This window comes from Micromonospora sp. NPDC049204 (genome assembly GCF_040647935.1).
Lineage (GTDB): Bacteria > Actinomycetota > Actinomycetes > Mycobacteriales > Micromonosporaceae > Micromonospora.
Genome location: NZ_JBEZDC010000009.1, coordinates 301,164 through 311,106, shown reverse-complemented (window position 1 = coordinate 311,106; position 9,943 = coordinate 301,164). Strand labels below are relative to the sequence as shown.

12 protein-coding genes are annotated in these 9,943 nt (G+C 71.8%); 9 read left to right on the top strand and 3 right to left on the bottom strand.

Annotated elements, in window-relative coordinates; translation table 11 throughout:
• A partial coding sequence (locus tag AB0A90_RS19885) for a GDP-mannose 4,6-dehydratase (protein ID WP_357249633.1) occupies positions 1 to 341 on the bottom strand: 341 nt, incomplete at its 3' end.
• Positions 342 to 428: 87 nt separating this feature from the next.
• On the opposite strand from AB0A90_RS19885, the gene rfbA reads away from it, so the two are divergent.
• The 4 genes from rfbA (at position 429) to AB0A90_RS19865 (ending at position 3,660) form a co-directional block, all read left to right on the top strand.
• The gene (rfbA, locus tag AB0A90_RS19880; protein WP_357249630.1) at positions 429 to 1,319 is read left to right on the top strand and encodes a glucose-1-phosphate thymidylyltransferase RfbA; all 891 of its coding nucleotides are present in this window, start codon (positions 429 to 431) and stop codon (positions 1,317 to 1,319) included.
• The gene (gene rfbC / locus AB0A90_RS19875) at positions 1,316 to 1,939 is read left to right on the top strand and encodes a dTDP-4-dehydrorhamnose 3,5-epimerase (protein ID WP_357249627.1); all 624 of its coding nucleotides are present in this window, start codon (positions 1,316 to 1,318) and stop codon (positions 1,937 to 1,939) included. The genes rfbA and rfbC overlap by 4 nt, the downstream gene beginning before the upstream one ends.
• Before the next feature lie 68 nt (positions 1,940 to 2,007).
• A complete protein-coding gene (gene pafA, locus AB0A90_RS19870) occupies positions 2,008 to 3,366 on the top strand; it encodes a Pup--protein ligase (RefSeq protein WP_357249624.1) in 1,359 nt (452 codons plus the stop codon).
• A gap of 99 nt (positions 3,367 to 3,465) precedes the next feature.
• Entirely contained in the window at positions 3,466 to 3,660 is a 195-nt protein-coding gene (locus tag AB0A90_RS19865; protein WP_357249621.1) for a hypothetical protein, read from the top strand.
• Between the two features lie 112 nt (positions 3,661 to 3,772).
• Here AB0A90_RS19865 and AB0A90_RS19860 read toward each other — a convergent pair whose 3' ends face one another.
• Both AB0A90_RS19860 and AB0A90_RS19855 read right to left on the bottom strand, forming a co-directional pair.
• Positions 3,773 to 4,858 (bottom strand): DUF3866 family protein, encoded by a 1,086-nt coding sequence (locus AB0A90_RS19860; protein ID WP_357249618.1) that lies wholly within the window; start codon positions 4,856 to 4,858, stop codon positions 3,773 to 3,775.
• Positions 4,859 to 4,919: 61 nt separating this feature from the next.
• Positions 4,920 to 5,945 carry a cation diffusion facilitator family transporter gene (locus AB0A90_RS19855; protein WP_357249616.1) on the bottom strand — a complete coding sequence of 342 codons (1,026 nt, stop codon included), beginning with the start codon at positions 5,943 to 5,945 and terminating at the stop codon, positions 4,920 to 4,922.
• 117 nt (positions 5,946 to 6,062) lie between these two features.
• On the opposite strand from AB0A90_RS19855, the gene AB0A90_RS19850 reads away from it, so the two are divergent.
• The 5 genes from AB0A90_RS19850 (at position 6,063) to tatC (ending at position 9,826) form a co-directional block, all read left to right on the top strand.
• Positions 6,063 to 7,061 (top strand): WYL domain-containing protein, encoded by a 999-nt coding sequence (locus tag AB0A90_RS19850; protein ID WP_357249708.1) that lies wholly within the window; start codon positions 6,063 to 6,065, stop codon positions 7,059 to 7,061.
• Entirely contained in the window at positions 7,058 to 8,113 is a 1,056-nt protein-coding gene (locus tag AB0A90_RS19845; protein ID WP_357249613.1) for a YafY family protein, read from the top strand. Before AB0A90_RS19850 ends, AB0A90_RS19845 begins: the two co-directional genes overlap by 4 nt.
• A gap of 10 nt (positions 8,114 to 8,123) precedes the next feature.
• Positions 8,124 to 8,369 carry a hypothetical protein gene (locus AB0A90_RS19840; protein ID WP_357249610.1) on the top strand — a complete coding sequence of 82 codons (246 nt, stop codon included), beginning with the start codon at positions 8,124 to 8,126 and terminating at the stop codon, positions 8,367 to 8,369.
• A gap of 170 nt (positions 8,370 to 8,539) precedes the next feature.
• Positions 8,540 to 8,854, top strand: a complete 315-nt coding sequence (gene tatA / locus AB0A90_RS19835; protein WP_007459946.1) for a Sec-independent protein translocase subunit TatA — start codon at positions 8,540 to 8,542, stop codon at positions 8,852 to 8,854.
• 18 nt (positions 8,855 to 8,872) lie between these two features.
• Complete coding sequence (gene tatC / locus AB0A90_RS19830; RefSeq protein ID WP_357249606.1) at positions 8,873 to 9,826, top strand: twin-arginine translocase subunit TatC; 954 nt, start codon at positions 8,873 to 8,875, stop codon at positions 9,824 to 9,826.
• The last annotated feature ends 117 nt before the right edge of the window (positions 9,827 to 9,943 follow it).

Here is a 9,943-nt window from a genome sequence, read left to right as displayed (position 1 = left end):
TGGGTGCCCAGGACGTTGGTGGTGACGAACGGGGCGGCGCCGGCGATGGAGCGGTCGACGTGTGATTCGGCGGCGAAGTGCACGATCACGTCGTGCTCGGCGACGACCTCGTCGACGATGGCGGGGTCGCAGATGTCGCCCTGGACGAACCGTAGCCGCGGGTCGTCGCGGACGGGGTCGAGGTTGGCCAGGTTGCCCGAGTAGGTCAGTTTGTCGAGCACGGTCACGACCGCCGGCTCGAGTGGCGGCACGCCGTCGGCACTGCCGAGGGGCTTGCCCAGCAGCAGGCGAACGTACTCCGACCCGATGAATCCGGCTCCGCCGGTGACGAGGATCCTCACGGGTCGGGAAGTGTACGCGAAGTTGGGTGCCCTGCGCGGGGCGCGACCCCCCCGCACATCCTGCTTCTGTGCCGCTAGGCTGCCCCGGTGCGTGGAATCCTACTTGCCGGCGGCACCGGTTCTCGGCTCTGGCCGATCACCCGTGCGGTGTCTAAGCAGCTGATGCCGGTCTTCGACAAGCCGATGGTCTACTACCCGCTCTCCACCCTGGTGATGTCCGGGGTGCGGGAGATCCTGGTGATCACGACCCCGGACGACCAGGACCAGTTCCGTCGGCTGCTCGGCGACGGCAGCCAGTTCGGGCTGCGGCTGGAGTACGTCAGCCAGGAGCGCCCGGAGGGCATCGCGCAGGCCTTCATCCTCGGGGCGGACTTCATCGGCACGGAGTCGGTGGCGCTGATCCTCGGCGACAACATCTTCCACGGTGGTGGTCTGGGCCGGCAGCTCGCGGCCCACGGCGACCCGGTCGGCGGGCGGGTCTTCGCCTACCAGGTGGCCAACCCGCAGGAATACGGTGTGGTCGACTTCGACGACGCCGGTCGGGTGCTCTCGATCGAGGAGAAGCCGGCCCTGCCGAAGTCCCGCTACGCGGTGCCCGGCCTGTACTTCTACGACAACCGGGTCGTGGACATCGCCCGCAAGCTCACCCCGAGCGCCCGCGGCGAGCTGGAGATCACGGCGGTCAACGAGGTGTACCGGGAGACCGGGGAGCTGTCGGTGACGGTGCTGGATCGGGGCACCGCCTGGCTGGACACGGGCACGTTCGCCTCCATGATGCAGGCGGCCGAGTTCGTCCGGGTGGTCGAGGAGCGGCAGGGCCTGAAGATCGGTTGTGTCGAGGAGGTGGCCTGGCGGGCCGGCCTGATCGACGACGACCAGCTGCGCGCGTTGGCCGCGCCGTTGACCAAGAGCGGTTACGGCGACTACCTGCTCGGTCTGCTCGCTGAGCCGAGCGGCCGCCAGGGGGTGGCCTGGTGAAGATCCGGGAGCTGAGCATCGAGGGCGCCTGGGAGATCACCCCCCAGCAGCACGGCGACTCGCGCGGCATGTTCATGGAGTGGTACCGCTTCGACAAGCTCGCCGACGTGGTGGGGCATCCGCTGCGGCTGGCCCAGGCCAATCTGTCGGTCTCCGCCCGTGGCGTGGTGCGCGGCATCCACTTCGCCGACGTTCCGCCGGGGCAGGCCAAGTACGTCACCTGCGTGCGCGGTGCGGTCCTCGACGTCATCGTGGACCTGCGGGTGGGCTCGCCGACCTTCGGCCGTTGGGAGGGCGTCCGGCTGGACGACACCGACCGTCGGGCGGTCTACCTCAGCGAGGGGCTGGGGCACGGTTTCTGCGCGCTCACCGACGACGCCACGTTGAGCTATCTCTGCTCGGCCAGCTACAACCCGACGGGTGAGCACGCGGTGCACCCGCTGGACGAGGAGCTGGGCATCGAGTGGCCCGCCGACGTTCCGTTGCTGTCCGCGCGGGACGACGCGGCGCCGACCCTCGCTCAGGCCCGCGAGAGCGGCCTGCTTCCGGAGTACGACAACTGCCGGCGGTTCGTGGCGAGCCTCGGTCCGGACGGAATGTCGCACTCAACCGGTATGTGACCACCCCCGGGGCACGACCTGTGGTGTGACAGTGACGAACCGGGCCTCCGGGCGGCTAATGTCACACCATGGAGCGGCGAATCTTCGGCCTCGAGACCGAGTACGGCGTCACCTGCACCTATCGCGGGCAGCGGCGGCTGTCCCCGGACGAGGTCGCGCGGTATCTGTTCCGTCGCGTGGTGTCCTGGGGTCGGTCGAGCAACGTCTTTCTGCGTAATGGAGCCCGGCTCTACCTGGACGTCGGGTCGCATCCGGAGTACGCGACACCGGAGTGCGACTCGGTGACCGATCTCGTCGCCCACGACCGGGCTGGCGAGCGGATCCTGGAGGGCCTGCTCGTCGACGCGGAGAAGCGGCTGCACGACGAGGGCATCGCGGGTGAGATCTACCTGTTCAAGAACAACACCGACTCGGCCGGTAACTCGTACGGCTGCCACGAGAACTACCTGGTCTCCCGGCACGGGGAGTTCGGCCGGCTGGCCGACGTACTCATCCCGTTCCTGGTCACCCGGCAGTTGATCTGCGGGGCCGGCAAGGTCCTGCAAACCCCGCGCGGCGCGGTCTACTGCCTGTCGCAGCGGGCCGAGCACATCTGGGAGGGCGTCTCCTCGGCGACCACCCGCAGCCGTCCGATCATCAACACCCGCGACGAGCCGCACGCCGACGCCGAGCGCTACCGGCGGCTGCACGTCATCGTCGGCGACTCCAACATGAACGAGGTCACCACGCTGCTCAAGGTCGGCACCGCCGACATCGTGCTGCGGATGATCGAGGCCGGGGTGGTGATGCGCGACCTGTCCCTGGAGAACCCGATCCGGGCGATCCGGGAGGTGTCGCACGACATCACCGGCCGGCGCAAGGTGCGGCTGGCCAACGGCAAGGAGGTCAGCGCCCTGGACATCCAGCAGGAGTACCTGTCCAAGGCGACCGAGTTCGTCGAGCGGCGCGGCGGCGACCAGGCCGCCAAGCGGGTCGTCGAGCTGTGGGGCCGGGTGCTCAGCGCGGTGGAGACCGGTGACCTGGAGCCGGTCTCGCGGGAGATCGACTGGGTCAGCAAGCTGCGGCTGATCGAGCGCTACCAGCGCAAGCACGACCTGCCGCTGTCGCACCCCCGGGTGGCGCAGATGGATCTGGCCTACCACGACGTGCGTCGCGGTCGCGGCCTCTACGGTCTGCTGGAACGGCGTGGCGAGGTCGACCGGGTGGCCACCGACCCGGAGATCTTCGAGGCCAAGGAGACCCCGCCGCAGACCACCCGGGCCCGGCTGCGCGGCGAGTTCATCCGGCACGCACAGGAGAAGCGGCGGGACTTCACCGTGGACTGGGTGCACCTGAAGCTCAACGACCAGGCGCAGCGCACCGTGCTCTGCAAGGACCCGTTCCGGGCCTACGACGAGCGGGTGGAGCGGCTGATCGCCAGCATGTGACGGGTCTGCCGGCCCCGGCGGTGGTGCCCGCCGACGGGGCCGGCCCACCGGTGGGCGCACCGGCGCGGGCGGCGCGGTGGCCGCTAAGCTGGGTCCGCCATGACGACTTCTGGACCTTCCGACCGCCCTGAGCGCGGCGCCGAGCGGCAGAACTGGGTCGAACGCCGGCGGGAGAAGATCCGCGCCGAGGTCGACCGTAACCGCCGTGGTGAATACACCGTGCCGACGTGGGTGCTGGCGCTGGCGCTGGTGCTCATCGTCGGCGGCTGGCTAACCCTGGTCTTCCTGGCCTAACCCCACCCCACCCCCGCAATGCTCGCGTTGATCATGAGGTTATTGCCCTGACCCCAAGCCGAGGCGGCGGGCAGTAACCCCATGATCAACGGGGCGGAGGGCGGGCGGGGGGTTAGGGCAGCAGGGTGGCGGCGTGGCGGCCTGCCGCGGCGGCGGCCAGGAAGTACGCGTGGTCGGCGTCGAGACCACGGCCCATCGTGGACAGCGGCACGGCGCTGGCGCGCAGCGCGGCGTCGAGACCGACGGTGGGCACCCGGACGATCCGGTGCCGGGCGGCGAGGGGGGCCAACGACGCGTCCACCTCGGCCGCGAGGGCCGGGTCCAGGTCGTCGGGCACCACCAGCTCCGCCGGGGCGAGGGCCACCCGGCCGTACGCGGTGAGGCTGTGGTGGGACACGCCCCGGTGCCGGGGGCGGGGGTCGGCGTCGGAGATCCGCAGGGAGCCGACCGGCCGTCCACCCAGGGTGGCGATCGCGTTGACCGCCTCACCGACGGCGACACCGGAGAACCCCCACCGGGTGCCGGTGCCCAGGTTGCCGGGCCCCTGGGCGACGATGGCCAGGTCGGCGTCGAGCACGTGCCGGGCGGCGAGCAGGCCACCGTGCAACGTGGTCGCCTCCAGGTCGCCGCCGAAGGACTGTCCGACGGTGATCGTGCCGGCCAGGTCGGCGCGCAGCCCGGCGAGGGTGCGGGAGAACCAGGCGGGCAGGGCCCCACCATCGGTGAGCAGGTACGCCACCCGCGCCTGCGGGAGGTCGGCCCGGATGCCGGCCAGGATCGCCGGCAGCGCCGAGTGCAGATCGGCGGTGACCACCGGCAGGCCGCCGAGGTCGTCCGCGTCGGCGAGTATCGCGCGGTGCGGGGACGCCTCCTCGTCGACGCCGAGCAGGATCGGCTGCAACGGCGTGTAGCGGGCCTTGACCAGGTGCCCGGCGTCGCGGGTGTCGCCGACCTCCGGCGGGTCCGGCGGCAGTCGGTCCGGCAGGGCCACCACCAGGGCGTACCCGCCGGTGCCCAAACCCATCAGCAGCGCGCCGGCGTTGAGCAGCACCCGGTCGCCGGGCTCGGGTGTGCCGACCAGCTCCGGGTAGGCCAGCGCCCGCATGCGCGTGCCGTCGGGCAGGTCGACGTCGAGTTCCACCGCCCCGGTCCACTGCCGTCGCAGCGTCGCCACCGTCCCCGTACGCCATCGCACCATGACGGGCACGCTAGCCGCGCAGACCCGACGGCCCGCGCCCGGGTACGGCGGTGGTGGCGGATCAGGCCGGTTCGGGGCCGCCGGCGTCCGGGGTCGGCCCGGCCTGGGTGTGTCGGGCGGTGCCGGTGGCCCCCGGCAGTGAGCGGGTGGGGTCGAGAAAGACGAAGCGAATCTCCGGGTACCGCTCGGTGAGCTGTCGCTCGGCCTCGTCGGCGGTGGCCTCGATCTGCGCGCCGGTGGCCTCGTCGCGGAAGTCGACCTTCGCGGCGACCAGGATGTCCTGCGGGCCGAGTTGCATGGTCAACAGGGTGTCGATGCGCTCCACCTCGGGCAGTCCGGCCAGGTCCTGCTCGATCTCGCGGCGCAACCGCTCCGGGACGGCCCGACCGACCAGCAGCGACAGGTTGTTGCCGGCGAGGATCCCGGCGACCGTCAGTAGCAGCAGCCCGATCAGGATCGACGCGACGCCGTCCCACACCTCGTCGCCGGTGGCGTGCGACAGGCCGACGCCGGCCCCGGCGAGCAGCAGACCGATGAGCGCCGCGCTGTCCTCCAGGAAGACCGCCTTGACGGTGGTGTCGGCGGTCAGCCGCAGGAACCGCCGCGGCGTGGTGTGCCAGCGCCGCGCCTCGCGGCGGACCTGCCGTACCGCCCGGGCCAGGGAGATCGACTCGATGACGAACGACACCGCCAGGACGATGTACGAGACCAGGTAGTCGCCGCTGTGCTCGTGCACCAGGATCGTGGTGACGCCGTGGGTGACGGCGAAGCCGGCCCCGGCGACGAAGGTGAACATCGCGGCGAAGAACGCCCAGACGTAGCTCTCCTTGCCGTACCCGAAGGGGTGTCGCTGGTCGGCCGGCCGGGCGCCCCGGCGCAGCGCCTGGAAGAGCAGCACCTCGGTGGTGGTGTCGGCGACCGAGTGGGCGGCCTCGGACAGCATCGCGGCCGATCCGGAGATCAGCCCGGCGATCAGTTTGGCGATCGCGATGGCGAGGTTGGCGACACCCGCGACGACCACCGTGCCGACGCTTTCGCTCTCCGGCCTGGCCTCCGCCTGCGACATCCTGTCCTCCGCTTGCGACATGAGAATCACCCTATGACCGGAAACGGCGAGGCGCTGGGGGAGGCCGGATCCGAACAAGTGTGCGGCACGCCCGCGTGGGTGCACGTCGCGGGCGTGTCGGCTGCTAGCGTCTACCGGGTGTCGCGGACCCGCACCGAACGCCTGGTCAACCTGGTGATCTGTCTGCTGTCCACGCGACGGTTCCTGACCGCCGCGCAGATCGCCGCGACCGTGCCCGGCTACGAGCACGACCCGGACGACGCGCGTGACCACGAGGCGTTCCAACGCAAGTTCGAGCGGGACAAGGCCGAGCTGCGTGAGCTGGGTGTGCCACTGGAGACGGGCACGGCGAGCGCCTTCGACGCCGAGCCGGGTTATCGGATCGCCCACCGCGAGTACGCGCTGCCCGACATCCTGCTGGAGCCCGACGAGGCTGCCGCGGTGGGCATCGCCGCCCGGCTGTGGCAGCACGCCGGGCTGGCCGCCGCCGCGTCGTCCGGGTTGGCCAAGCTGCGCGCCGCCGGGGTGGACGTGGATCCGCAGGCCACCCTGGGCCTGGAGCCGATGGTGACCGTCGATCCGGCGTTCGCGCCGCTGACGGCCGCGGCCCGGGACCGCCGCGAGGTCGGTTTCGACTACCGGGTGCCCGACCGGGACGCGCCCAGCCGGCGGCGGCTGCAACCGTGGGGCGTGGTCTGCTGGCGCGGCCGGTGGTATGTGGTCGGCCACGACCTGGACCGCGCGGCGACCCGCTGCTTCCGGCTGTCCCGGGTGGTCGGCGCGGTCCGGGTGACCGGTGTGCCCGGCGCGTACCAGCCGCCGCCGAACGTCGACCTGATCAGCCACGTGGCCCGCTGGTCGGGTCCGGTGGAGCGCACCGGCCGGGCCACCGTGCTGGCCGCCGCGGGCCGGGCCGCCGGGCTGCGCCGCTGGGCCGTGGAGGTGACCACCGGGCCGGACGGCGACCGCCTGGTCCTGCCGTACGCCGACCCGGACGGGTTGGCCGGTCACCTCGTCGGCTACGGCCCGGACGTGCGGGTGCTCGACCCACCGGAGGTCCGCGAGGCGGTCATCCAACGACTCAAGGAGATCGCCGTCCGCCACGACGAGTTGGCCACCGCCGGCGGTGCCCGGTGACCCGCCCGGCCGCCCGGGGCGGTTCGCGCGCCTCCGCCGACCGGCTGGCCCGCCTGCTCAACCTGGTGCCCTACCTGCTGGCCCGACCCGGCATCGAGATCGCCGAGGCGGCCGGTGACCTGGGCGTCACCGAGCGCCAACTGCGGGAGGACCTGGAGCTGCTCTGGGTGTGCGGGCTGCCCGGTTACGGTCCCGGTGACCTGATCGACATGGCGTTCGACGGCGACCGGGTCACGATCACCTACGACGCCGGCATCGACCGGCCGCTGCGGCTCACCCCGGACGAGGCCCTCGCGCTGGTGGTGGCGTTGCGGATGCTCGCCGAGACACCCGGGGTGGCCAACCGCGAGGCCGTCGAACGGGCCCTGGCCAAGATCGAGGACGCCGGTGACCTGGTGGGCGCGCCGGTGGCGGTCCGGCTGCCCGGCGACACCCGACGGGTCGAGGCGCTGCGGGCCGCCGTGGAGGGCGGCCGGGCGCTGCGGATCACCTACTACACGGCCGCGCGGGACGAGACCACCGACCGCGTCATCGACCCCCTGCGGATGCTGATGGTCGGCGGCCGGGCCTACGTGGAGGCGTGGTGCCGGCGCGCGGAGGCGGTCCGCCTGTTCCGGGCCGACCGGATCGACGCGATCACCGAGCTGCCCGAGCCGGCCACCGTCCCCCCGCAGGCAGTTCCGCACGACCTCACCGAGGGTGTCTTCCGCCCCTCGCCGGACCTGCCGCTGATCACGCTGCGCATCGGCCGGAGCGAGCGGTGGATCACCGAATATTATCCGTGCGAGCGGGTCGAGGCCGGTGACGGCGACCAGTGGCTGGTCTCCCTGCGGGTCACCGACCTGGGGTGGGCCCGCCGGTTCGTGCTGGGTCTCGGCCCGGACGCCGTCGTGGTCGCCCCGGCCGAGCTGGCCGAGCAGGTCCGAGCGGCGGCGGCCGCCGCGTTGGACGCCTACGCGGTGCCCGCCCCCGCGGCCGAGCTTCGGGTGCCCGAGGTCGACGCGACGAGCGCGCCGGCGGGCGACCCGGCGGTGGCCGGCCGCACCCAGTAGGCTGACCGCCGTGCTGATCTGGATCGTGCTCGCGGTGGTGCTGCTCCCGCTCGTGGCGCTCGTGCTGGCCGTACGCCCGGTGCTGACCCGGCTGCCTCGGCTGCGCCGCGCCGCGGTGGCGTTGCAGCGACGGGCCGCCGAGGCCGAGGCGCTGCGGGAGACCGCCGAGGTGTTGCAGCAGCGCGCCGAGGATGTCCAACGCCAGCTCGACACCACGTCCCAGCGACTCGCGGTGATCAAGGCCAAGCGGGGCTGATCGCGCCCCGCCGAGCTGGGTGCCCGGCGGCGGTTGACGGATCATCGCGCGTTGGTCAAGACTTCACCCTTCGGGTCGAACCACCCCCACCCGGCGGGTGTCAGGCAGCCGATCCGCACGTACGATGGGCTGCGTACCACCCCTCGGACACAGACCGACTGGAGCTTCTCATGGGTGCCCTCAAGCCGTGGCACATCGCTGTTCTCGTGGTTGTGCTGATCCTGCTCTTCGGGGCGAAGCGGCTTCCCGACGCTGCTCGCTCGCTGGGTCGGTCGCTGCGGATCATCAAGGCCGAGACCAAGAGCCTGCAGGACGACGACCGCGACCTCGCCGAGAAGGCCGACGCGCAGGCTGGCTACCAGCCGCTGCCGCCGCACGCCGGGCAGCAGGCGCCGTACGCCGGGCAGCCGCAGCAGGCGCCGTACCAGCAGGCGCCGGCGCAGCAGCCGGTCGTCGACCCGGTGCACCGCGTCCGCGACAACTGACCGAAGGGCCCCACCACCGTGGCCTTCGCACTGCGCAAACGCGGCCCCAAGGCGTTCGAGCGGGCCGCCGATGGCTCGATGACACTCATCGAGCACGTCCGCGAGCTGCGTAATCGTCTGTTCCGCGCATCGTTGGCGATCATGCTCGGCTTCGGCGTGGGCATCTGGCTGGCGAAGCCGGTCCGGATCCTGTTGTCGGAGCCGTACTGCAGCCTCGACGCCTCGCTCGACCCGGTCACCGGGAAGTGCAAGTTCGTCCAGCTCGGTGTCGCGGACGTCTTCCTGCTGAACCTGAAGATCGGTCTGTGGGTGGGCCTGATCATCGCGGCGCCCATCTGGCTCTACCAGCTGTGGGCGTTCATCGCGCCGGGCCTGCACCGGCACGAGCGGCGTTACGCGTACATCTTCACGGCTCTCGCCGCGCCGCTGTTCGCGGCCGGCGCGGTCCTGGCCTTCTTCGTCACCACCAAGGGCCTCGAGTTCCTGCTGAACGTGTCCGGCGACGACATCGCGACGAATCTGGAAGTCACCCGGTACATCTCGTTCGTCACCAACCTGATCCTGCTGTTCGGTGTGGCGTTCGAGTTCCCGCTGATCGTGCTGATGCTCAACTTCGTCGGCCTGGCCAGCGCGAAACGGCTGCTCAGCTGGTGGCGGGTGGCGATCTTCGTGTTCTTCGCCTTCTCCGCCGTGGTCACCCCCACCCCGGATCCGTTCGGGATGACCGCTCTGGCGCTCTGCCTCACCGCGCTCTACTTCGCCGCGGTCGGGGTCGCGTTCATCAACGACCGGCGACGGGGGCGGGGCAAGGAGATCTACGCCGGCATCGACGACGACGAGGTGTCGCCGTTGGAGTTCGACAAGGACCCGGTCGTGGCCGGGCAGCGGGTCGACTCGGCCGCGCCGATCGGCGTACCCGAGCCGGTCGCCGCACCGGCACCGATCGAGCGTCGCTACGACGACATGACCTGACGGCCCCGCGCCGCCCGGTCAGCCGACGCCGTCCCCGTTCCCCGGGGGCGGCGTCGCCGCGTTACCGGTGGTGTCCGCGCCTGCCCCCGGAAAACGGTGGGTGTCCGACCGGTACGG

Bases quoted from the DNA above. Each gene is read 5' to 3' on its own strand.
- AB0A90_RS19860 (WP_357249618.1), bottom strand. From the start codon at position 4,858: ATGGTGCGATGGCGTACGGGGACGGTGGCGACGCTGCGACGGCAGTGG.
- tatA (WP_007459946.1), top strand. From the start codon at position 8,540: ATGGGTGCCCTCAAGCCGTGGCACATCGCTGTTCTCGTGGTTGTGCTG.
- pafA (WP_357249624.1), top strand. From the start codon at position 2,008: ATGGAGCGGCGAATCTTCGGCCTCGAGACCGAGTACGGCGTCACCTGC.
- AB0A90_RS19855 (WP_357249616.1), bottom strand. From the start codon at position 5,945: ATGTCGCAAGCGGAGGACAGGATGTCGCAGGCGGAGGCCAGGCCGGAG.
- AB0A90_RS19865 (WP_357249621.1), top strand. From the start codon at position 3,466: ATGACGACTTCTGGACCTTCCGACCGCCCTGAGCGCGGCGCCGAGCGG.